The 19,552-nt window shown below is 69.2% G+C and carries 25 protein-coding genes, 2 tRNA genes and 1 pseudogene; 19 read left to right on the top strand and 9 right to left on the bottom strand.

What is annotated here, in order from left to right:
- Positions 1 to 1,419: ATP-binding protein (locus tag E2493_RS08305; protein WP_135085625.1), on the top strand; the 1,419-nt coding region annotated here is incomplete at its 5' end.
- A gap of 13 nt (positions 1,420 to 1,432) precedes the next feature.
- Here the strand turns inward: E2493_RS08305 and E2493_RS08310 are convergent.
- Complete coding sequence (locus E2493_RS08310; protein ID WP_191992980.1) at positions 1,433 to 2,749, bottom strand: methyltransferase family protein; 1,317 nt, start codon at positions 2,747 to 2,749, stop codon at positions 1,433 to 1,435.
- Positions 2,750 to 2,916: 167 nt separating this feature from the next.
- On the opposite strand from E2493_RS08310, the gene E2493_RS08315 reads away from it, so the two are divergent.
- The 5 genes from E2493_RS08315 (at position 2,917) to E2493_RS08335 (ending at position 6,755) form a co-directional block, all read left to right on the top strand.
- Positions 2,917 to 3,567 (top strand): PilZ domain-containing protein, encoded by a 651-nt coding sequence (locus E2493_RS08315; protein ID WP_167737448.1) that lies wholly within the window; start codon positions 2,917 to 2,919, stop codon positions 3,565 to 3,567.
- Between the two features lie 94 nt (positions 3,568 to 3,661).
- On the top strand, positions 3,662 to 4,519 hold the full coding sequence (locus E2493_RS08320) for a glycoside hydrolase family 16 protein (RefSeq protein ID WP_225421233.1): 858 nt from the start codon (positions 3,662 to 3,664) through the stop codon (positions 4,517 to 4,519).
- A gap of 87 nt (positions 4,520 to 4,606) precedes the next feature.
- Positions 4,607 to 4,693 (top strand) — tRNA-Tyr (locus E2493_RS08325).
- Between the two features lie 22 nt (positions 4,694 to 4,715).
- Positions 4,716 to 4,789: transfer RNA gene (locus E2493_RS08330), tRNA-Gly, on the top strand.
- 292 nt (positions 4,790 to 5,081) lie between these two features.
- Entirely contained in the window at positions 5,082 to 6,755 is a 1,674-nt protein-coding gene (locus tag E2493_RS08335; RefSeq protein ID WP_135085629.1) for an MFS transporter, read from the top strand.
- A 16-nt stretch (positions 6,756 to 6,771) separates the two neighbouring features.
- Here E2493_RS08335 and E2493_RS08340 read toward each other — a convergent pair whose 3' ends face one another.
- Positions 6,772 to 6,978: a hypothetical protein gene (locus tag E2493_RS08340; RefSeq protein ID WP_135085631.1), complete on the bottom strand. Its 207-nt coding sequence runs from the start codon at positions 6,976 to 6,978 to the stop codon at positions 6,772 to 6,774.
- 119 nt (positions 6,979 to 7,097) lie between these two features.
- Between E2493_RS08340 and rlmB the strand changes: the two genes are divergently transcribed.
- Both rlmB and E2493_RS08350 read left to right on the top strand, forming a co-directional pair.
- Entirely contained in the window at positions 7,098 to 7,835 is a 738-nt protein-coding gene (gene rlmB, locus E2493_RS08345) for a 23S rRNA (guanosine(2251)-2'-O)-methyltransferase RlmB (protein WP_135085633.1), read from the top strand.
- 71 nt (positions 7,836 to 7,906) lie between these two features.
- Positions 7,907 to 8,758: a hypothetical protein gene (locus tag E2493_RS08350; RefSeq protein ID WP_135085635.1), complete on the top strand. Its 852-nt coding sequence runs from the start codon at positions 7,907 to 7,909 to the stop codon at positions 8,756 to 8,758.
- Positions 8,759 to 8,767: 9 nt separating this feature from the next.
- Here E2493_RS08350 and E2493_RS08355 read toward each other — a convergent pair whose 3' ends face one another.
- A complete protein-coding gene (locus tag E2493_RS08355; protein WP_135085637.1) occupies positions 8,768 to 9,085 on the bottom strand; it encodes a 2Fe-2S iron-sulfur cluster-binding protein in 318 nt (105 codons plus the stop codon).
- A gap of 93 nt (positions 9,086 to 9,178) precedes the next feature.
- On the opposite strand from E2493_RS08355, the gene E2493_RS08360 reads away from it, so the two are divergent.
- The 5 genes from E2493_RS08360 to E2493_RS08380 all read left to right on the top strand — a co-directional run bounded on the left by E2493_RS08360 (position 9,179) and on the right by E2493_RS08380 (position 11,882).
- Positions 9,179 to 9,823 (top strand): DNA-3-methyladenine glycosylase family protein, encoded by a 645-nt coding sequence (locus E2493_RS08360; RefSeq protein ID WP_135085639.1) that lies wholly within the window; start codon positions 9,179 to 9,181, stop codon positions 9,821 to 9,823.
- Positions 9,824 to 9,929: 106 nt separating this feature from the next.
- The gene (locus E2493_RS08365) at positions 9,930 to 10,172 is read left to right on the top strand and encodes a hypothetical protein (protein WP_135085641.1); all 243 of its coding nucleotides are present in this window, start codon (positions 9,930 to 9,932) and stop codon (positions 10,170 to 10,172) included.
- A gap of 227 nt (positions 10,173 to 10,399) precedes the next feature.
- Positions 10,400 to 10,732 (top strand): hypothetical protein, encoded by a 333-nt coding sequence (locus tag E2493_RS08370; protein ID WP_135085643.1) that lies wholly within the window; start codon positions 10,400 to 10,402, stop codon positions 10,730 to 10,732.
- A gap of 9 nt (positions 10,733 to 10,741) precedes the next feature.
- Positions 10,742 to 11,116, top strand: coding sequence for a response regulator (locus tag E2493_RS08375; protein ID WP_135085645.1), 375 nt, complete (start codon positions 10,742 to 10,744; stop codon positions 11,114 to 11,116).
- Positions 11,117 to 11,528: 412 nt separating this feature from the next.
- Positions 11,529 to 11,882, top strand: a complete 354-nt coding sequence (locus E2493_RS08380; RefSeq protein WP_135085647.1) for a PilZ domain-containing protein — start codon at positions 11,529 to 11,531, stop codon at positions 11,880 to 11,882.
- Positions 11,883 to 11,897: 15 nt separating this feature from the next.
- Here E2493_RS08380 and E2493_RS08385 read toward each other — a convergent pair whose 3' ends face one another.
- From E2493_RS08385 to E2493_RS08395, 3 genes are all read right to left on the bottom strand, one after another.
- Positions 11,898 to 12,143, bottom strand: a complete 246-nt coding sequence (locus E2493_RS08385) for a DUF6894 family protein (RefSeq protein WP_135085649.1) — start codon at positions 12,141 to 12,143, stop codon at positions 11,898 to 11,900.
- Positions 12,144 to 12,295: 152 nt separating this feature from the next.
- The gene (locus tag E2493_RS08390) at positions 12,296 to 12,994 is read right to left on the bottom strand and encodes a pirin family protein (protein ID WP_135085651.1); all 699 of its coding nucleotides are present in this window, start codon (positions 12,992 to 12,994) and stop codon (positions 12,296 to 12,298) included.
- A 79-nt stretch (positions 12,995 to 13,073) separates the two neighbouring features.
- Complete coding sequence (locus tag E2493_RS08395; RefSeq protein ID WP_135085653.1) at positions 13,074 to 13,688, bottom strand: FMN-dependent NADH-azoreductase; 615 nt, start codon at positions 13,686 to 13,688, stop codon at positions 13,074 to 13,076.
- 74 nt (positions 13,689 to 13,762) lie between these two features.
- Here E2493_RS08395 and E2493_RS08400 point away from each other — a divergent pair, with 74 nt between their 5' ends.
- Together E2493_RS08400 and E2493_RS08405 are read left to right on the top strand one after the other, a co-directional pair.
- A complete protein-coding gene (locus E2493_RS08400; RefSeq protein ID WP_225421234.1) occupies positions 13,763 to 14,728 on the top strand; it encodes a LysR family transcriptional regulator in 966 nt (321 codons plus the stop codon).
- A 62-nt stretch (positions 14,729 to 14,790) separates the two neighbouring features.
- Positions 14,791 to 15,066, top strand: a complete 276-nt coding sequence (locus tag E2493_RS08405) for a DUF3297 family protein (protein ID WP_135085654.1) — start codon at positions 14,791 to 14,793, stop codon at positions 15,064 to 15,066.
- Between the two features lie 56 nt (positions 15,067 to 15,122).
- Here E2493_RS08405 and E2493_RS21165 read toward each other — a convergent pair whose 3' ends face one another.
- The 3 genes and pseudogenes from E2493_RS21165 to thiS form a co-directional block, all read right to left on the bottom strand.
- The gene (locus E2493_RS21165) at positions 15,123 to 15,284 is read right to left on the bottom strand and encodes a hypothetical protein (RefSeq protein ID WP_167737449.1); all 162 of its coding nucleotides are present in this window, start codon (positions 15,282 to 15,284) and stop codon (positions 15,123 to 15,125) included.
- A 290-nt stretch (positions 15,285 to 15,574) separates the two neighbouring features.
- A complete protein-coding gene (locus E2493_RS08410; RefSeq protein WP_404828303.1) occupies positions 15,575 to 16,366 on the bottom strand; it encodes a thiazole synthase in 792 nt (263 codons plus the stop codon).
- Between the two features lie 46 nt (positions 16,367 to 16,412).
- Positions 16,413 to 16,632, bottom strand: a pseudogene (thiS, locus tag E2493_RS22235) (sulfur carrier protein ThiS); the annotation flags it as partial.
- A 46-nt stretch (positions 16,633 to 16,678) separates the two neighbouring features.
- Between thiS and aroQ the strand changes: the two are divergent.
- From aroQ to E2493_RS08435, 4 genes are all read left to right on the top strand, one after another.
- Positions 16,679 to 17,119 carry a type II 3-dehydroquinate dehydratase gene (gene aroQ, locus E2493_RS08420; RefSeq protein WP_135085658.1) on the top strand — a complete coding sequence of 147 codons (441 nt, stop codon included), beginning with the start codon at positions 16,679 to 16,681 and terminating at the stop codon, positions 17,117 to 17,119.
- 52 nt (positions 17,120 to 17,171) lie between these two features.
- On the top strand, positions 17,172 to 17,660 hold the full coding sequence (gene accB, locus E2493_RS08425; RefSeq protein ID WP_135085660.1) for an acetyl-CoA carboxylase biotin carboxyl carrier protein: 489 nt from the start codon (positions 17,172 to 17,174) through the stop codon (positions 17,658 to 17,660).
- A 4-nt stretch (positions 17,661 to 17,664) separates the two neighbouring features.
- Positions 17,665 to 19,020 carry an acetyl-CoA carboxylase biotin carboxylase subunit gene (gene accC, locus E2493_RS08430; protein WP_135085662.1) on the top strand — a complete coding sequence of 452 codons (1,356 nt, stop codon included), beginning with the start codon at positions 17,665 to 17,667 and terminating at the stop codon, positions 19,018 to 19,020.
- A gap of 67 nt (positions 19,021 to 19,087) precedes the next feature.
- Entirely contained in the window at positions 19,088 to 19,549 is a 462-nt protein-coding gene (locus E2493_RS08435; RefSeq protein WP_135085664.1) for an SRPBCC domain-containing protein, read from the top strand.
- Positions 19,550 to 19,552 lie beyond the last annotated feature (3 nt).

Consider the following 19,552-nt stretch of genomic DNA (forward strand, 5'->3'; position numbering starts at 1 on the left):
ACCAACTGGAATTCCGGCGCGCAGGCGATCAAGGGCTATTCCGCCGACGAGATCGTCGGCCAGCATTTCTCCCGCTTCTACACCGAGGAGGATCGCGCCCGCGGCGAGCCTGCCCGCGCGCTCGCCACCGCGCTCAACGAGGGCAAGTACGAGAGGGAAGCCTGGCGGCTTCGCAAGGACGGCACGCGCTTCTTCGCCAACGTGCTGATCGATCCGATCTACGACGACGCCGGGCGGCATATCGGCTTCGCCAAGATCACCCGCGACGTGACCGAGCGCCGCCGCGCGCAGCAGGAGATCGAGGACACCCGCGCCGCCCTCGTCCAGTCGCAGAAGCTGCAGGCGCTCGGCGAGCTGACCGGCGGCATCGCGCACGATTTCAACAATCTGATGACGGTGATCCGCGGCTCGGCCGATCTGCTCCGCCGGCCGGACCTCAGCGACGAGAAGAGGCTGCGCTATCTCGAGGCGATCGCCGAAACCGCCGACCGCGCCGCGACGCTGACCAGCCACCTTCTCGCCTTCGGCCGCCGCCAGGCGCTGAAGCCGGAGGTGCTCGATCTCAACGTCCGGCTCGATGCATTGGGCGACGTGCTGTCGCGGACGCTCGGCGGCGGCATCCAGGTCCGGCTCGATCTCGCGCCCTCGCTCTGGCCGGTCGAGGCGGACAGCGCCCAGCTCGAGACCGCTCTGCTCAACGCCGCCTTCAACGCGCGCGACGCCATGCCCGAGGGCGGCACGATCACCCTCTCCACCACCAATCGCAGCGATGCCGACGGGGATTGGGTGGCGATCACCATCGCCGACACCGGCACGGGGATGGCGCCGGACGTCCTCGCAAGGGTCTTCGAGCCGTTCTTCACCACCAAGCCGGTCGGCAAGGGCACCGGCCTCGGCCTCAGCCAGATCCACGGCTTTGCGGCGCAGTCCGGCGGGCGGACCGACATCGCCTCCGTCCCCGGCGAGGGCACCTCGATCACCCTGCTGCTGCCGCGCTCGGGCAAGACGGCCGCGCCGGCGAAGGCCGAGGCGAGCGAGCCGGGGCTCGACCGCTCGCTCGCCATCCTGCTCGTCGAGGACAATGATCATGTCCGCGAGTTCGCCATCACCCTACTCGAGGAGCTCGGCCACCGGGTCGTCGCCGCGGACAATGGCGACGCGGCGCTCGCCCTGCTCGGCAGGAACGAGGTCGATCTTCTGTTCAGCGACGTGGTGATGCCCGGGATGAGCGGCCTCGAGCTCGCCGCCGCGGCGCGGGCGCAGCAGCCGGGCCTGCCGGTGCTCCTCGCCAGCGGCTATAGCGACGAGATCGTCGCCGGCGCCGGGGCCGATTTCGTGTTCGTCAACAAGCCGTACAATTCGCAGCAGCTGGGCAGCGCGCTGCACGAGGCGCTGGAGCGCGCGCCCCTCCCCGTCTAGGCCGCGGCCCGGGTCACTCGGCGGCGACGGCGACCGGCGCGGCGCGTCCGGTGAGCTTGCGCAGCAGGCGCGGGATCGGTCCGTGGCGCGCCATCCACTCGGCATAGTCGCGATAGGCGGGATCGGCGAGCAGATGCCGCTCCTCGGTGCGGGCGCGCCAATAATAGACGCCGCTGACCATGGCGAGCAGAGCCGTATTGCGGATGCAGTCGGTGAGGCTCCCCGTCGTCGCGAAGAACGGCAGGGTCGCCAGCCACCAGAACAGGTTCTTCGAGAGGTAGGCCGGGTGCTTGGTCAGCGCATAGGGCCCGTGGGTCAGGATGCCGCGATGGGTGAGGTTGGAGAAGCGGATGCCGAACGCCACCGTCGCCCAGGCGTAGATCGCAGCCAGGCCGACGAGCAGCATCGCCCAGATCGTGATCAGCATCGGATGACCGTCGAGCCAATGGATCCAGCCGTTCTCGCCCATCGTCCCGGGATGATAGTTGAGCGGGCGCCCCTCCCCCATCATGATGAACGGCGGATAGCAGATCAGCGCCGCGGCCCAGCCGGCGGCGAACGGATTGGCCGATCGGATGTGCGAATCGAGCGGCTTCAGCGTCAGCATGTAGCCGACGGTCGCGAACACCGTGTCGATGGTGAACATCAGGCTGACCATCCAGGTCGTCAGGCTGAAGATCGTCGCGCCGATCTCCTCGGCCGACGGAGTCACCGTGTTGAACCAGTTCCCCGGCACGATCGCCAGCATGAAGGCGAGGAAGAAGCCCTTCACCGCCCAGCTGCGGAAATGCTCGTACAGCATCTCGCGGTCGACCAGGCCCGACCGGCCGATCAGCAGCTGGCCGAAATGCCAGGCGCCGTCGCGCGGCTCGACCAGCCGCCGGTCCAGCCACAGCACGTAAGGCACCGAGACGATCAGCAGCGGCGCGGCGGCCAGGCCGAACAATTTCATCGAGAAGAGGTAGGGATCCTCCCAATACCAGCGCCCGAGGCAGTAGAGGAAGCCGATCGCCGCCCACGTCGCCCACAGGCCGGTGATCTTGGCGAGACTGACGTCGAGCGTCTCCCGCAGCGGCCGCGGCGGCGCGTCCCAGTCGATCCCGGTCGAGGCGCGGCGGTGGACCCGATCGACCAGCAAGGACCACAGCACCATCGGACCGGCGCAGGCGACCATCGCGCACAGCGACGCGTTTGGGCCGGAGAATTCATAGGCGCGGGCGATCACCAGCCAGGCGAACAGTCCGACCAGGCCGGCGACGCCGACCATCGCGCTCACCGCCGAGGCGGGGCGCGGTTCATGCCGCGGCGCGGGCGATGCTTCTGACTCCATGGCCCGCCGGACTAGGCCAAAAACGTAAGCAAGCCGTGAATGGGCTCCGCCCCGCAGGGCCGTTGCGGCGGCATCCGTGGAAAACCAGCGGCTATGTGTAACAAGTCTTAAACCAAATGGCCCATAGTCGGTCTGTTGGACGGGGTGGTCACCGGAGAGCTTGCGCGATGGAAGAGAGGGGTTCGGCGCTGTCGCGGGAAGAGCATGAGGAGACCATTTTCTCGTTCAGCTCGGATACGCCCGAGCCGCACGAGCGGCGGCGCGCCAAGCGGCACATCACGATCCTGCGCGTCGGCAGCCTGATCGGCGGCCGGGGCCGCGAGCTCTGCCTGATCCGCAACATCTCGGGCGGCGGCCTGATGGCGCATGTCTATTCCCGTCATGCCGTCGGCGACCGGGTGGCGATCGAGCTGAAGGGCAACCAGCCGATCCACGGCTTCGTCAAATGGGCCGAGGCCTCGAACATCGGCATCCAGTTCGACGAGCCGGTCGACGTCGCGGAGATGCTTTCCAGCCAGGCCCTGCTCGACAACGGCTGGACGCCGCGCATGCCGCGGGTCGAGGTCGATCGGCTCGCCACCGTGCGCTGCGGCGCCCGCCTCTACGGCGTCAACACCCGCGACATCTCGCAGGGCGGCGTCAAGGTGGAGACCGACGAGCCGCTCCTCACCGGATCGCAGGTGATGCTCACCCTCGACGGCTTCCGGCCTCTACCCGGCGTCGTGCGCTGGTGCAGCGACGGCCTCGCCGGCATTGCCTTCCACCAGACCATCCCGTTCGGCGAATTGATGGCCTGGCTGATGCCCGACAAGGGCTGACCGCCGAACGGCCGGGAGTTGCCCTCCGCGGTGGCGCGGCTAAGGTCGCGCGCATGATCGACTTCCATCCTCCTTTCGCCGCACGAGCTGTGCTTTGACCTTGCTCGCCGCCCTGCTGCTCGCCTCCTCCGCAGCCCCGCTCGCGCCGCCTCCGGGCGATACCCTGGTCTGGTCCGACGAGTTCGAGGGCCGCGGCCTGCCGGACGCGGCAAAGTGGCGCTACGACACCCAGTTCAACAAGCGCGGCTGGCACAATGAGGAGCGGCAATATTATGCCGCCGGCCGCCGCAAGAATGCGCGCCTAAAGGGCGGTCGGCTGATCATCGAGGCGCGGCACGAGCCAAAGGCGGCGGCGCGGCTGCCGGACTGGGGCGGCCAGCCCTACACCTCGGCGCGTCTGGTCACCCGCGGCACCGCCAGCTGGACCTACGGCTTCTTCGAGATCCGCGCCAAGCTCCCCTGCGCCCGCGGCACCTGGCCGGCGATCTGGATGCTGGCCGATCGCAGCCCCGCCCGCTGGCCCGGCGACGGCGAGATCGACATCATGGAGCATGTCGGCCACGATCCGAACGTCGTCCACCAGAGCGTCCACACCGAGGCCTTCAACCACGTGAAGGGCACCCACAAGACCGCCACCCGGCGGGTGGAGGAGGCCTGCGGCGCCTTCCACACCTACCAACTCGACTGGCGGGCCGACCGGATCCGGATGGGGATCGATGGCGAGCCCGTCTTCACCTTCGACAGGACCGGCGGCGGACGGGCCGAATGGCCGTTCGACGGGCCGCAATATCTGATCCTCAACATCGCCGTCGGCGGCACCTGGGGCGGCGCCCAGGGCGTCGACGACGCCGCCCTGCCCCAGCGCATGGAGGTCGATTACGTGCGGGTGTGGCAGCCGGCGCAGGACAAGGCGGCCACGCCGCAGGCCGCGGCCGGCGCCGCGCGCCCGTGAGGCACCGCCGGCCGACGGCGCCGCGCAATCGACGCGTTGACAGGCGCACGCGCGTCCGCCATTGAGCCGCTCGCTTCGAGCGCGCCTGGACAGGTGGCCGAGTGGTTAAAGGCAGCAGACTGTAAATCTGCCGGGGTTGCCCCTACGCTGGTTCGAATCCAGCCCTGTCCACCACGCGCCTCGAAGCACGCCCTGGGCGGGTGTAGCTCAATGGTAGAGCAGAAGCCTTCCAAGCTTACGACGAGGGTTCGATTCCCTTCACCCGCTCCAACAAAACCCTGCCGGGGGCAGGGTTTAGTTGGAGCGCACGAGCGCGCAGCGCGAGGGGCGACCTCCCCTGCCGGGGGCAGGGTTTAGTTGGAGCGCACGCGTGCGGAGCACGCGGGGGCGACCTCCCATGCCGGGGGCATGGTTTTGTTGGAGCGCACGAGCGCGAAGCGCGCGGGGCGAAGCGCATGAGCGCCGAGCGCGAGCCGCGACCGCACACAGCCGGCCGCGCTGATCCACGAAGCCCCCGCTCCCACCGATTGATCCTTCCGCGCCCGCTCGCGTTCCCGGATCGATGCCTGCGTCCCCGAGCCCCGCCGCCCCGCCTTCCGCCTTCGCGCCGCTCCGCCATCCGGTGTTCCGATCGGTGTGGCTGGCGAGCATGGCCTCCAATTTCGGCGGGCTGATCCAGTCGGTCGGCGCCTCCTGGATGATGGCGGCGATCTCCCCCTCGGCGGAGCTGGTGGCGCTGGTCCAGGCCTCGGTGACGCTGCCGATCATGCTGCTGGCCCTGGTCGCGGGCGCGCTCGCCGACACATTCGACCGGCGCCACCTGATGCTCGCCGCCCAGAGCTTCATGCTGCTCGTCTCGGCGCTGCTCGCCGCCTGCGCCTGGCTCGAACTGATCTCGCCCTGGCTGCTGCTCCTCTTCACCTTCCTGATCGGCTGCGGCACGGCGTTCAACGGTCCGGCGTGGCAGGCGTCGGTGGGCGACATGGTGCCGCGCTCCGACCTCTCGGCCGCGGTGGCACTGAACAGCATGGGCTTCAACATCGCGCGCAGCGTCGGCCCGGCGATCGGCGGCGCGATCGTCGCCGCGGCCGGCGCCGCGGCCGCCTTCGCCCTGAACGCGGTCAGCTACGTCGGCCTGCTCTTCGTGCTGCTGCGCTGGCGCCCGCAACGGCCGCCGCGAAGCCTGCCGCGCGAGACGCTCGGAACCGCCATCGCCGCCGGCGTCCGCTATGTCACCCTCTCGCCCGCCATCGCGGTCGTCCTGGTGCGCAGCGCCCTCTTCGGCGTGGCGGCGAGCGCCGTTCCGGCCCTGATGCCGCTGATCGCGCGCGACGTCGTCTCCGGAGGCCCGCTGACCTACGGCCTGCTGCTCGGCGCGTTCGGAGCCGGCGCCGTGGCCGGGGCGCTGGCCGGGGCGCGGCTGCGCGCAACCGGATCGCCCGAACGCCTCGTCCGCCTCGCCTGCCTGGCCTTCGCGCTGGCCGCCGGGATCGCCGGGCTGAGCCCGTTCCTCCCCCTCACCATGGCCGCGCTGGTGCTGGCCGGCGCGGCCTGGGTGACGGCGCTCTCCACCTTCAACGTCACCGTCCAGCTCCACTCGCCGCGCTGGGTCGTGGCGCGGACCCTGTCGATCTACCAGATGTGCGCATTCGGCGGCATGGCGGCCGGCAGCTGGCTGTGGGGCCGGATGGCCGAGGGATCGGGCATCGGCACGGCCCTGCTCGCCGCCGGCGCGCTCCAGCTCGTCTGCGCCCTGGCCGGGCTCAAGCTCCCCCTGCCCGCCAGCCGCGACCTCGATCTCGATCCGCTGCGCGAATGGCAGGCCCCCGCCACCGACGTCCGCATCGAGCCGCGCAGCGGGCCGGTGGTCGTCACCATCGAATATCGCATCCGCCAGCGCGACGTCCGCCGCTTCCTCGCCGCCATGGCCGAGCGGCGCCGGGTCCGCCGGCGCGACGGCGCGCTGCACTGGACCCTGCTGCGCGATCTCTCCGACCGCAGCGTCTGGATCGAGCGTTATCACACGCCGACCTGGCTCGATTACATCCGCCACAACAATCGCATCACCCGGGCCGACGCCGCGGTCAGCGAGACGCTGCGCGCGCTCCATTGCGGGGACGCCCCGCCCAAGGTGCGGCGGATGGTCGAGCGTCAGATCGGGCGGCCGGCGAGCGCACGGATGCCGAGCCCCGAGGAAATCGCCGAGCCGCTCACCGATCCCAGCCGGAGCGCCTAGACCGCGCCCGCGGCGACTAGCGGGAGCGGTGCAGCCGACGTTCCTTGAGGCCGTGCCAGAACATGCGCGCGAGCTGGACGAAGATGACGACGGATATGAAAACGATCGCCATCGATTCTCCGTTGGACCCGTCCTCTGCCTCGTGCGCGGCTGCCGACAGGCCGATGAACGGCATGAACAGCAGGGCCAGTAGGGTGACGAATAGATCGACTCCGCTCTTCATCGCGGTCTCCTCACCTGGCTCGACTGTCCTCTGAAACGCGTCCGATAGCAATGGGTGCCGTGTCCGATCGGGGCGCCGAGGCCCTTGCCAGCGCCGTTCGCGGCCGCCATGGGACCGCCATGCGCCGCAAAGCCCGCCAGCAGACCAAGCCCGAAAACCGTCCTCGCTTCTGGGGCCGCCATGCGGTCTCGGCCGCGCTGGAGAACCCCGATCGCCGGGTGGTGCGGATCTGGGCGACGCGCGAGGCCGCGGCCGAATTCGACATCGACAGCGGCATTCCGGTCACCTTCGCGGACGCCGCCGATCTCGGCCGGCTCGTCGCCCGTGACGCCCCTCACCAGGGAATCGTCGCCGAAGTGGAGCGGCTCGACGACATCCTGCTCGCCGACCTGCTCGACCAGGCCGAGGACCGGCGGCCGCTGCTGGTGCTCGATCAGGTCACCGATCCGCACAATGTCGGCGCGATCCTGCGCAGCGCCGCCGCCTTCGACGCGCTGGGGCTGGTCACGCAGGATCGCCATGCCCCGCCCGAATCCGGTGCGCTCGCCAAGGCGGCGAGCGGCGCGCTCGAGACCGTGCCCTGGGTGCGGGTCGTGAACCTCGCCCGCGCCCTCGACGAGATGGCCGAGGCGGGCTTCTGGCGGATCGGGCTCACCGGGGAGGCGGACACCACCCTCCAGGAGGCGCTGGGGCCCGCCCGTGTCGCCCTCGTCCTCGGCGCGGAAGGCGAAGGCATGCGCCAGAATACCGAGCAGCATTGCGATTCCCTCGCCAAGCTGCCGATCAGCGACCGCATCGAGAGCCTCAACGTCTCGAACGCCGCCGCCATCGCGCTCTACGCCGCCCGCACCGCCTGACCCGGACCGTTGCGCGCGGCACCGCCCGCAGGCATAGTCTGCGGGCGCCGTGGGGGCGCGGGGGGAAGATCATGAAGCTCGTCCGGATCGCGGCCGCGGCCGCCGTCGCCTTGCTCGCCTGGGGCTGCCTGCTCACGCCCGGCCGCTTCGACGCCGCGCTGTCCGTCCGACGCGACGGCAGCTTCACCTACCGGTACACCGGAGAATTGGTGTTCGTCTCGCCCGGCTCCGCCGCGGCGGGCATCGCCAGCGAGGACGAGCCGTTCAAACCCGAGGATCAGGTCTGCTACGAGAATGAGGACGATGTCCTCGGAGACACGCACGACTGCACGCCTGCCGAGATCGAGCAGAAGCGAAAGGAATATGAGGAAGGCCGCGCCGACCGGCTCGCCGAGAAGAAGAAGCAGGCCGAGATGACCAAGGCGATGCTCGGGGGCATCGATCCTTCCGATCCCAAGACGATGGAGGAGTTCGCCCGGAGACTGCAGGGCCATGCCGGATGGAAACGCGTGCAGCACAAGGCGAACGGCGTGTTCGACGTCGACTACGAGCTCAGCGGGCGCCTGGACCATGATTTCGTCTTCCCGGTCTTTCCCGAGATCGACATGATCATCCCGTTCGTGAAGGTCGTACGCCTCAGCGGCAATCGCATCCGGGTCCTCGCGCCGGCTTTCGTCCAGCCGAAGGAAGGCGGCTGGCAGGGCATGGGCTCGGCGATGCAGGGTGCGGTCGGCGCGCAGGCCAAGGGCGCCGCGGAGAGCTGGATGAAGAAGCCGGAAGGGACCTTCACCCTCACCACCGACGCCGAGATCCTGACCAACAACACGCGCGAAGGCCCGGCGCGGGCCGCCGCGGGCCGCAGCCTCACTTGGACGGTCGGGCCGCTCGACGCGAGCAAGCCGGAGGCGCTGCTCCAGCTCTGAGCGAGAGCGTCAGTCCTCCTGGGCGATGGTGACGCGCAGCCCGTCGAGCGCGTCGCCGAACTCGATCTGGCAGGACAGGCGGCTGGCGCCGTTGCGATGGCTCGAGCTGTCGAGCAGATCGTCCTCGTCGCCGGTCATCGCCGGCAGCCGATCGAGCCAGGCCTGGTCGACATGGACGTGGCAGGTCGCGCAGCTGCAGCAGCCGCCGCACAAAGCGAGCAGCTCGTCGAAGCCGGCGTCGCGGATATTCTCCATCACGCTCCAGCCCTTCTTGCCCTCGATGGTCTTCTCGGTGCCGTCGCGGCCGACGATGGTGAGCTCAGCCATGTCTTTTATGCTGCCCTTGCTTCACAAAACGGGAGGTTCCGGGGTCGGGCCTATGCTAGCCGGCCGCGGGATTGGCAAGGGACGGAGCATGCAATGGGGATTTCCGCCGAGACGCTGAAGACATCGCTCGACGCGCTGGCGGCGCGCGAGCCGCGGATCGCCGCCGCCCTGGCGCGCGTCGGCTATCCCGAACCGCGGATCAGCGAGCCCGGCTATCAGACCCTGCTGCGCGCGATCGTCGGCCAGCAGGTGTCGATCAAGGCGGCGGCGTCGATGTGGGCGAAGCTGACCGCGATCGTCGGCGATCCGCCCGCGCCGGAGCAGCTGCTCGCCGCCAGCGACGAGGCGTTGCGCGCCGCCGGCCTGTCCCGCCAAAAGGCCTCCTACGCCCGCAGCCTCGCCGAGGAGGTCGTCTCCGGCCGGCTCGATTTCGCGAACCTTCCCGAAGACGACGAGGAGGCGATCGCCGAGCTGGTGCGGGTGAAGGGCATCGGCCGCTGGACCGCCGAAGTCTATCTGCTGTTCGCCGAAGGGCGGACCGACATCTGGCCGGCGGGCGACCTGGCGGTGCAGATCGAAGCCGGCGCGATCATAGGCTTGGAAGGCAAGCCGACCGAGAAGGCGCTGCGCGCTCTGGCCGAAGCCTGGCGTCCGCATCGCGGCGCGTTCGCGATCTTCACCTGGCATCACCGACGCCACGCGCTGCAGTCCCGCAACGCCAGCGAAGCGCCGGTCTGACGCGCCTCAGCCGCCCGCGCAGCGGCATCGACGGGCAATGGAAGCGGCGGCCACGGAACCCCCGGCCCTGCTCGGGGCTTCAGCACGGGCCCATCGAAAGAAGATCATGTCCAGTCACGTCATCGCCGTAGACATCGTCGCGATCCTGTTCGCACTCGTCGGCTACCACATGGCCTTCCGCCAGCGCCTCGTCCGACGCCTGATCGGCGGCGCGGCGCGCCCCCAGCCGGGGCGCGACGAGGGAGAGGATCCGGTCCATTATGCGCTGCTGATCTTCGGGATGATGATCCTCGCGTTCGGAATCATCCTGTTCGGCTTCACCACTTTCTATGCGGTTCTGACCGAGTGACTCGCCCTGGGACGGCGCGCGCCGGCGCTTCAGCGCTGATCCGCAAGGAGATTCCCTGCCGCGGCGACGGCAGCGCATTAACGATCCGTCTACCATCCCGCACGGCCTGGCGCCGCTCGGCGGGAAAGCCCGCCGTTTCGCCGCCGTATTCACCTGCCGTACAGCGGCCGGGCGCTGCTCATGGTCGCGCCGGCACGGGGCCGGGGGAAAGAGCAAGGGGCAGCGTGATGACGATGTACGTCTATGGCACCGATGGTGAACCGCGAGGATTTGTGTTCGAGACCACGATCTACGGCATCGACGGAGCGCCGCTCGGCCGCATCGTCGGCTCGCGCGTGCACCGCTTCGACGGGGCCTACGCCGGCGAGTGGTTCCACCAGATGGTCGTCGAGCGCCCGACCGGACGGCCGCGCTTCGTGCCTCCGGTCGTTCCCCCTGCCCCGCGGCCGCCGGCGCCGTCGAGCTACCGACGCCGCAGCGTCGCCGAATATGGCGCCTATGCCGACGCTTTCGATCAGCTGACGGCGAGCCCCGCGCGGGTCGCCGAGGCGGCCGAGTAAAGGAAGAGCATGATCCTAGTCGTCGACGACGATCACCAGGTCCGCGCCACGATCGGTCGTGCGCTGACCGAGCTCGGCTACCGCGTGCGGGAGGCCGGGAGCGGCCCCGATGCGCTTGCCGTCATCGCCGAGGAGCGGCCGCAGCTGGTCATCCTCGATTATCTGATGCCCGGCATGGACGGGGCCGAGGTCGCGCGGGAGATCGCCGATCTCGATCCCGACCTGCCGGTCGTCTTCTCGACCGGCCACGGCGCGCTCCGCGCGCTGCGCGACGCGGCCGGAGAGGGCGCTTCCGTGCTGCAGAAGCCGTTCACGCTGGCCGAGCTCGACGCGCTGCTCGCCCGGATGCTCGGTGCGACGAGACGGCTCCCGACCGGCGTCTGAGCCTTCGCCGGACGCGCGCAGCCTCTCAACGCTTCGGTAACCCCGGCGGCGTAACCTCCTCGCATGGTACGCGACCGGGGGAGGCGGAGGCGGCTCAGGCCGGCTCCGCCTTCTTTCTTCCCAAACCGCTGAGCTTCCCGGACAATCTTTCGTCGTCAACGGGTCGCTAACCACGTTCCTCAGCACCTTCTTAACCGCTTGAGGGCAGGAATGGCGGTGCCGCTTCGGCGGCCCCTCGTGTCGCGTATCGAGGGGGACCGGCGCTCCGCGAGGGGCGCCGGTCCACGCCGTTCCGGCAGGTCTGGAGCGGACGGCGCTCCGGCGCCGCGCTGCGGCCGGCACGCCGCTGCTCCTAACCGAAATTTAGGGTTCGGGCCGCTAGAGCAGGCGGCGCGACGGCGGAGGACCTACCTTGTTCATCAACGCAGAGTTGTCACAGATTCCGATCGGCGACGGCCGCAAGGCCGAGCGGCGGATCGTCAACCTGGCAGCGGCTCTCCGCGAGGAAGGCGCCAGGAGGTCTCCGATCGTGGTTCTCGACATCTCGGCCGGCGGCTTCAAGGCCGAAGTCCCCGACGAAATCCACGAGGGCTCGGAAGTGTGGCTGAAGCTGCCCGGCTTCGAGGCCAAGCGCAGCCGGGTGATCTGGAAGCGCGAGAAGGAAGCCGGCTGCGAGTTCGAGAGCCCGATGCACGAGCGCGATCTGGAGCTGCTCGTCGCGCCCAAGCCGCGCAAGATCGTGAAGGGCGTCTTCCGCCGCGCCTGAGCCGGCAGCCCTTCCTCAGACTCCGCCGGCGTAGCGGGCGATCTCCTCGAGCGGAATGCGATCGACCGGCACGCCCTTGTCGTCGTCGATTTGGACCCACTGATTGCTCCACCCGCAGCCCATCGCGCTCTCCGCGCGGATGAGGTCCCGCGCATTGCGCACGGCCTGGTACCAGGCCGCTTCCTGATCGGGCAGGACCAGGCCCGTCTCATCGGGAACGCGAACGCCCTGGTTTTCGAAATGGAAGAAGAAGCGGGGCATGCGCGGTCAACGCCCGAGTTTCGCGCCGGTGCCAAGGAAAGATGGTTAACCGGCTGCGAACCCAAGGTTTTTTGCTCAGCCGCGAGCCGGCAAGAAAAATGCCCCGCCGAGCGAGCTCGGCGGGGCATCGACATTGGCAGCCGCGACGGACCTCAACGGGCGTCGACGAGCACGATCTCGGTGTCTTCGATCGCGCGCAGGGCGATCTTCTCCTCGCCCGTGATCGCGACTCCGTCGCGCGCCTCGGCGCGGACGCCGTTGACCTCCAGCGCGCCGTTCACCGGCACGAGATAGACGTGCCGGGCGGGATCGAGGGCGAGCTCGGCCGTCTCGCCCGCCTTCAGGGTGGCGCCCATCACCCGCGCCGCCGCGTTGATGCGAAGCGAGTCGCCGTCGCCGTCGAACCCGCTGGCGAGGGTGACGAAGGTTCCCGCCCGGTCCGCCTTGGGGAACTGCCTGGCACCCCAGCTCGGCTGCGCACCGCGCTGATCCGTCTGCACCCAGATCTGGAACAGGGTCGTGGTCTCGTTCTCCAGATTGTACTCGGCATGGCGCACGCCGGTGCCGGCGCTCATCACCTGGACGTCGCCGGCCTCGGTGCGCCCCTGGTTGCCCATCGAATCCTGGTGGGTGATCGCGCCCTGCCGGACATAGGTGATGATCTCCATGTCGTTGTGCGGATGGGGCGGGAAGCCGGACTGGGCGGCGATCTCGTCGTCGTTCCAGACCCGGATCGCGCCCCACCCCATCCGGGCCGGATCGTAATAATTGGCGAACGAGAAATGATGCCGCGCATTGAGCCAGCCGTGATCGGCATGGCCGAGGCTGCGGAAGGAGCGGATGTCGATCATCGTCTATCCTTTCGATGCTTCCGCGGGCGCGCCGCCGGCGGAAACCTTGTCGTCAGAGTGTCGTCTCGCGGTGCCGCGCTCAAGCGGCCAGTGCGAGGCTGCGCAGCTGCTCGCTCGCCTCGGCCAAAGCGGCCTCGGCAACTTCCGGCCCGAAAGCGAGCTTCTCGGCCCGGACGAAGGTCACGTCGGTGATGCCCATGAAGCCGAGCAGGTTCCTGAGATGCGGCTCCTGGCTGTCCATGTACGCCGCCGGTCCCTCGCTGTAGAGGCCGGCGCGGCTTTCGACCACGATCGCCTTCCTCCCCGCGAGCAGCCCCTCGGGCCCGGCCTCGGTGTAGCGGAAGGTGACGCGGGCGCGCAGCACATGGTCGAACCAGGCCTTGAGCGTCGACGGGATGCCGAAATTGTACATCGGCGCACCGATGACGATCAGGTCCGCCTGCCGCAGCTCGTCCACCAGAGCATCGGACAGGGCGAGCGCGGCGCGGGCAGCGTCGGTCTCGGGCTCCGCCCCGCGGATCGCGCCGACCGTTTCGGCGGTGAGGTGGGGGATCGGATCAGTGCCGATATCGCGGCGAACGATCTGCGCATCCGGCTCCCGCGCGAGCAGGCCGTCGACCAGCTCGGCGGTCAGCCTGCGCGAGACGGACGCATCGCCGGTGGCGGCGCTGTCCAGAACGAGAACCTTGGTCATGAAAACCTCCTGTTGTCTTGTCCAGGACGATCTAGGAGCCTATCGGCGTTGCCGGTAGCCGCGCGCGGCGCATCATGGTGTTGCACGATATGGAACGCTCATCGGTCGATCTGCTCGACGTCCTCGCCTTCGTCCGGGTCGTCGAGACGGGCGCCTTTTCCCGCGCCGCGGAGCGAATGGGCATGTCGAAGTCCATCGTCAGCCGCAGGGTGGCGCGGCTCGAGGAGCAGCTCGCCGCCCGTCTGCTCACCCGCAGCGCCGCCGGCGCCCAGCCGACCGACGCCGGCCAGGCCTATTTCGAGCGCGCCTCGAACGTGCTCGCAGAGCTGGAGGCGGCGCAGGAAGTGGTCGCCGAATCGGTGACCCAGGTCGCGGGGCCGATCCGGCTCTCCGCCCCCCTCTCGTTCGGGGTCTCCCATCTCGCCCCCGCCCTTGCCGACTTCGCCGCCGACAATCCGCGGGTCGAGCTCGACATCTCGTTCGACGATCGCAACGTCGATCTGATCGCCGGCGGCTTCGATCTCGCGGTTCGGATCGGGCAGCTGCAGGATTCGGCGCTGATCGCCCGCAAGATCGCGCCGGTGCGGCGCATCCTGGTCGCGAGCGCGTCCTACCTGGACCGCAAGGGCCGGCCATCAACGCCCCGCGAGCTCGCCGACCACGACATCCTGATCTACGGCAACGAGCAGTGGCGCTTTCGCGTCGGCGATCGCTGGGAGACGATCCGCCTGCAGCCGCGGATGCGCGCGGACAACGGAGATATGCTGCGCGCCGCCGCCGAGGCAGGGCTGGGCCTTTGCCTGCTGCCGACCTTTATCGCATCGCCGGGCCTGAACGGCGGAAAGCTCGAGCCGGTGCTGCTCGATTACGGGCTTCCGGAAAGCGGGCTCCATGCGCTGATGCCGCCGGGCCGCGCGACGACCGCGCGGGTACGGGCGCTGGTCGAGTTTCTTGCCGTCCGGTTCGGGCCCCAGCCGAACTGGGACCCGTGCTGGGAGAAAGAGAACGGAGGGAAAGGCGCCGATGACCCGCGGGCGTAGAGCGACTGGACGACGCCGCGCCAGGCGCTAGAGAGCGGAAAACAGACAAAAGGCTGAACATCATGGCAGACACGCCCCCCGACCGGCTCTCGCTCAACCCGAAGAGCCCGCACTTCAACGCCGAATTGCTGCGCCGTGGCGTCGGCATCCGTTTCAAGGGCAAGGAGCGCACCGACGTCGAGGAATACAGCATCTCCGAGGGCTGGATTCGCGTCGCCGCGGGCCGCAGCCTCGACCGTTTCGGCCAGCCGGTCACGATCAAGCTGAAGGGCGAGGTCGAGCCTTATTTCGCCGACGCGCAGGCGCCTGAAGGCGGCGAGCAGCCCGAGTCCGAGTGAGGGCGTGCGCAGCCGGCCGTGACGCGGCGGCTGCGCCCCCACCCCAGGCGTCGAGATCAGCGCGTGCCCGCCGGCGGCATCTCCGGCTCGATATGGACCGCAACGTCGCATTCGCGCTCGATCCATTTACCGGCTCCGCGCCGCGCGAGACATTCCTCGATCGACCAGTCGCTGCTGAACCGGGCGAGCGCCCACTCGCCGTCATCGCTGATCTTCAATGTCTCCACCGGCCTGGCGACAGTCCCGCAGGTCGCGGCCGAGTCGGCCAGGAAGGCCGATCCCGGTTGAAGCGTGCGCCACCGGCTGCTGTCATCGGCGATCCGCCGATCGGCCGCGGAGAGCCGCCGCGATCTCTGCCCCTCTGGTGCAAAACTCGGACCCGCCTTCACCCAGCTGGACGGCGAAGCCATCGAACACGCGAGCGCCGTGTCGTCAGGGGATCTCTCCCCGCACGACGCGGCGAGGACCAGGGCCGCCCCGGCTGCGAGCCGCCGGGGCCGGCGACGGCTCAGATCAGCCCCGCCAGCGGGCTCGACGGATCGGCGTAGCGGCGCTTGCCCATCCGGCCCGCGCGGTATGCCAGGCGGCCGGATTCGACCGCGAGCCGCATCGCCGTCGCCATCATCACCGGATCCTTGGCCTCGGCGATCGCCGTGTTCATCAGCACGCCGTCGCAGCCGAGCTCCATCGCCACCGCCGCGTCCGAGGCGGTGCCGACGCCGGCATCGACCAGCACCGGCACCCTGGCGTTCTCGATCATGATGCGGATCATCACCTCGTTCTGAAGGCCGAGGCCGGAGCCGATCGGCGCGCCGAGCGGCATGATCGCCACCGCGCCGGCATCCTCGAGCCGCTTCGCGGCGATCGGGTCGTCGGCGCAATAGACCATCGGCTGGAAGCCTTCCTTCGCCAGGATCTCGGTCGCGCGCAGCGTCTCGATCATGTCGGGGTAGAGCGTCTTCGCCTCCCCCAGCACCTCGAGCTTGACCAGCGTCCAGCCGCCGGCCTCGCGCGCCAGCCGCAAGGTGCGGATCGCCTCGTCCGCGGTGAAGCAGCCGGCGGTGTTGGGAAGATAGACGATCTGCCGGGGATCGATGAAATCGGTCAGCATCGGCTGCTTGGGGTCGGCGATGTTCACCCGCCGCACCGCAACGGTCACGATCTCGGCCCCCGAGGCCGCCACGGCCGCCGCATTCTGCTCGAAGCTCTTGTACTTGCCCGTGCCGACGATCAGCCGGGAGCGAAACGTCCGCCCGGCCACCGTCCAGCTGTCTTCACCGATCGAGGTAATCGCGTTCACGTCTGGATCCTGTTCTCTGCTCGCTTCTCTCGTCGCGGCGATGCCGCTCAGCCGCCGCCGACGAAGGTGACGATCTCGTAATCGTCGCCATCCTCGATCCGGACCTCCGCCAGGGTCGAGCGCGGCACGATCTCGAGATTGCGCTCGACCGCGACACGGGTCGGCTCGAGACCGAGCTCGAGCGCGAGCTCGGCGACGGTGAGGCCCTCGCGAACCCGCCGATGCTCGCCATTGACCGTGATCGAGAGAGTGCCGTCGTAAACCATCGCCCGCCTTTGCGCTTGCCGTCCGTCCGCCATATAGGGTTTCCGCATGGCGACGCTACCGACGATCTATGTCCTGAATGGGCCGAACCTCAATCTGCTCGGCACCCGCGAGCCGGAAATCTACGGCTCGGACACGCTCGACGACATCGCCGGTTCGCTCGAGGATCGCGCCCGCGATCTCGGCGTCCGCGTCGACGTCCGCCAATCCAATCACGAAGGGCATCTCGTCGACTGGCTGCACGAGGCGCAGGCGGAGGGCGCCAGGGCGGTGATCCTCAACGCGGGGGCGTTCACCCACACCTCCGTGGCCGTGCACGACGCAATCAAGGCGATCACGACTCCGGTGATCGAGGTGCATCTGTCCAACCCGCATGCGCGCGAGAGCTTCCGCCACCGGAGCTTCGTCGCCAAGGCCGCCCGGGGAACCATCGCCGGCTTCGGCGCGCTGAGCTACGAGCTTGCTCTGGACGCGGCGGCTCGTCTCTGACAAGGCGCGCGCAAATGCCCGCTGGGCAGGAAATCAGGGGAAAGAGGGCCCAATGACCGACGAGAACGGCTCCCGCGGGAGCATGCGCGTTGACGCCGATCTGGTGCGTCTGCTCGCCGAGCTTCTGAACAAGAACGACCTTACCGAGATCGAGGTCGAGGACGACGAGCGCCGGATCGTCGTCAAGCGCCAGATCACCGCGGCGCCGGCGGCGATGACCTTCGCCGCGCCTGCCGCCGCCGCGCCGGCTCCGGCAGCGCCTGCCGCCGCCGCGCCCGCGGCCGCCGACGTTTCGCCGGCCGCCCATCCGGGCGCCGTCAAATCGCCGATGGTGGGCACCGTCTATCTCGCGGGCCAGCCCGGCGCGGCGCCGTTCGCGGCCGTCGGCCAGACGGTCAAGGAAGGCGACACCCTGGTGATCGTCGAGGCGATGAAGGTGATGAACCCGATCACCGCGCCGCGCGCCGGCAAGGTCGTCCAGGTGCTCGTGCAGGACGCGCAGCCGGTCGAATACGACCAGCCGCTCGTCATCATCGAGTGAATCGATGAAGATCGAGAAGGTCCTGATCGCCAATCGCGGCGAGATCGCGCTCCGCATCCATCGCGCCTGCCATGAGATGGGCATCAAGACGGTCGCGGTCCATTCCACCGCCGACGCCGACGCGATGCACGTCCGTCTGGCCGACGAGGCGATCTGCATCGGCCCGCCGGCGGCGACCGATTCCTACCTCAACATCCCGAACATCATCTCGGCGGCCGAGCTCAGCCACGCCGACGCGATCCATCCCGGCTACGGCTTCCTCTCCGAGAACGCGCGTTTCGCCGAGATCGTCGAGAGCCACGGCATCATCTGGATCGGCCCGAAGCCCGAGCATATCCGCGTGATGGGCGACAAGATCGAGGCGAAGCGCACGGCCGCCAAGCTCGGCCTGCCGCTCGTCCCCGGTTCCGACGGCCCGATCGAGTCGATCGAGGAGGCGCACCGCATCGCCGCGAAGATCGGCTACCCGGTGATCGTCAAGGCTGCGTCGGGCGGCGGCGGACGGGGCATGAAGGTCGTCCAGGCCGAGGAGCAGCTCGAGGCGCTGATCGTCCAGGCCGGCTCCGAAGCCAAGGCGGCGTTCGGCGACGCCACGGTCTATATCGAGAAGTATCTCGGCGATCCGCGGCACATCGAGTTCCAGGTGTTCGGCGACGGGCGCGGCAATGCCGTCCACCTCGGCGAGCGCGACTGCTCGCTGCAGCGACGTCACCAGAAGGTGCTGGAGGAAGCCCCCTCCCCCGTCATCAGCCAGCAGCAGCGCGAGCATATGGGCGGCATCGTCGCCCGCGCCATGGCCGAGATGGGGTATCGCGGCGCCGGCACGATCGAGTTCCTCTACGAGAACGGCGAATTCTACTTCATCGAGATGAACACGCGCCTGCAGGTCGAGCACCCGGTGACCGAGATGATCACCGGAGTCGACCTGGTGCGCGAGCAGATCCGCATCGCCGCCGGTGAGGACCTGTCCTGCACGCAGGAGCAGCTGACCTTCCGCGGCCATGCCATCGAGTGCCGGATCAACGCCGAGGATCCGCGCACCTTCGCGCCCTCGCCGGGCACGGTGAAGGCCTATGTCGCGCCGGGCGGCATGCACGTGCGGGTCGATAGCGGCCTCTACGGCGGCTATCGGGTGCCGCCTTATTACGACAGCATGATCGCCAAGCTGATCGTCTACGGCTCGACCCGCGAGCGCTGCATCATGCGGCTCAGACGCGCGCTGGAGGAATATGTGATCGAGGGCATGAAGACCACGATCCCGCTCCACCAGAATCTGGTCCGCGACCCGGAATTCCTCGACGGCGCCTATACGATCAAGTGGCTGGAGGAATGGCTGGCCCGCGAGGAGACGCAGGCCTGAGCGGCCGCGTCGGCTGACGCGGGCCGCGAAACCGGGTAAGCTCGGGCGCATCCAGGAGGATGCGCCCATGGAGCCGAAGTTCACCGTTTTCGCCCACGTCGGCCGCCCGCCGGCGACGGTCTATGAGGCGATCGCCGATCCGGCCCAGCTCTCCCGCTACTTCACCACGGGCGGCGCTGAAGGCCGGCTGGAGCCCGGCGCGACGGTGACCTGGGACTTTCACGATTTTCCGGGTGCCTTTCCGGTCGAGGTCGTCGAAGCGGACGGAGCAGGGCGGATCGTGCTGCGCTGGGACGCCAACGACGAAGGTGCCGGCGAGGACGGGTACCGGACGACGGTGACGTTCGAGCTTGCGGCGGTCGACGACGGCGCCCGCACCAAGGTCTCGGTGACCGAGGAAGGCTGGCGCCATACCGGGACGGGGCTGCAGGCGTCCTACGGCAATTGCATGGGCTGGTCGCAGATGCTCTGCGCGCTGAAGGCGTGGCTGGAGCACGGCATCAACCTGCGCGACGGCATGTACCGCTGAGCC

It is taken from the genome of Sphingomonas parva (ex Maeng et al. 2020), from assembly GCF_004564275.1.
In the GTDB taxonomy this organism is placed as follows: domain Bacteria; phylum Pseudomonadota; class Alphaproteobacteria; order Sphingomonadales; family Sphingomonadaceae; genus Allosphingosinicella; species Allosphingosinicella parva.

Coding starts and splice junctions, on each gene's coding strand:
- E2493_RS08335 (WP_135085629.1), top strand. CDS start 5,082: ATGCCTGCGTCCCCGAGCCCCGCCGCCCCGCCTTCCGCCTTCGCGCCG.
- E2493_RS08375 (WP_135085645.1), top strand. CDS start 10,742: ATGATCCTAGTCGTCGACGACGATCACCAGGTCCGCGCCACGATCGGT.
- accC (WP_135085662.1), top strand. CDS start 17,665: ATGAAGATCGAGAAGGTCCTGATCGCCAATCGCGGCGAGATCGCGCTC.
- E2493_RS08370 (WP_135085643.1), top strand. CDS start 10,400: ATGACGATGTACGTCTATGGCACCGATGGTGAACCGCGAGGATTTGTG.
- E2493_RS08310 (WP_191992980.1), bottom strand. CDS start 2,749: ATGGAGTCAGAAGCATCGCCCGCGCCGCGGCATGAACCGCGCCCCGCC.
- E2493_RS08390 (WP_135085651.1), bottom strand. CDS start 12,994: ATGATCGACATCCGCTCCTTCCGCAGCCTCGGCCATGCCGATCACGGC.
- rlmB (WP_135085633.1), top strand. CDS start 7,098: ATGCGCCGCAAAGCCCGCCAGCAGACCAAGCCCGAAAACCGTCCTCGC.
- E2493_RS08360 (WP_135085639.1), top strand. CDS start 9,179: ATGGGGATTTCCGCCGAGACGCTGAAGACATCGCTCGACGCGCTGGCG.
- accB (WP_135085660.1), top strand. CDS start 17,172: ATGACCGACGAGAACGGCTCCCGCGGGAGCATGCGCGTTGACGCCGAT.
- E2493_RS08435 (WP_135085664.1), top strand. CDS start 19,088: ATGGAGCCGAAGTTCACCGTTTTCGCCCACGTCGGCCGCCCGCCGGCG.
- E2493_RS08405 (WP_135085654.1), top strand. CDS start 14,791: ATGGCAGACACGCCCCCCGACCGGCTCTCGCTCAACCCGAAGAGCCCG.
- E2493_RS08395 (WP_135085653.1), bottom strand. CDS start 13,688: ATGACCAAGGTTCTCGTTCTGGACAGCGCCGCCACCGGCGATGCGTCC.
- E2493_RS08315 (WP_167737448.1), top strand. CDS start 2,917: ATGGAAGAGAGGGGTTCGGCGCTGTCGCGGGAAGAGCATGAGGAGACC.
- E2493_RS08355 (WP_135085637.1), bottom strand. CDS start 9,085: ATGGCTGAGCTCACCATCGTCGGCCGCGACGGCACCGAGAAGACCATC.
- E2493_RS08365 (WP_135085641.1), top strand. CDS start 9,930: ATGTCCAGTCACGTCATCGCCGTAGACATCGTCGCGATCCTGTTCGCA.
- E2493_RS08350 (WP_135085635.1), top strand. CDS start 7,907: ATGAAGCTCGTCCGGATCGCGGCCGCGGCCGCCGTCGCCTTGCTCGCC.
- E2493_RS08385 (WP_135085649.1), bottom strand. CDS start 12,143: ATGCCCCGCTTCTTCTTCCATTTCGAAAACCAGGGCGTTCGCGTTCCC.
- E2493_RS08340 (WP_135085631.1), bottom strand. CDS start 6,978: ATGAAGAGCGGAGTCGATCTATTCGTCACCCTACTGGCCCTGCTGTTC.
- E2493_RS08400 (WP_225421234.1), top strand. CDS start 13,763: ATGGTGTTGCACGATATGGAACGCTCATCGGTCGATCTGCTCGACGTC.
- aroQ (WP_135085658.1), top strand. CDS start 16,679: ATGGCGACGCTACCGACGATCTATGTCCTGAATGGGCCGAACCTCAAT.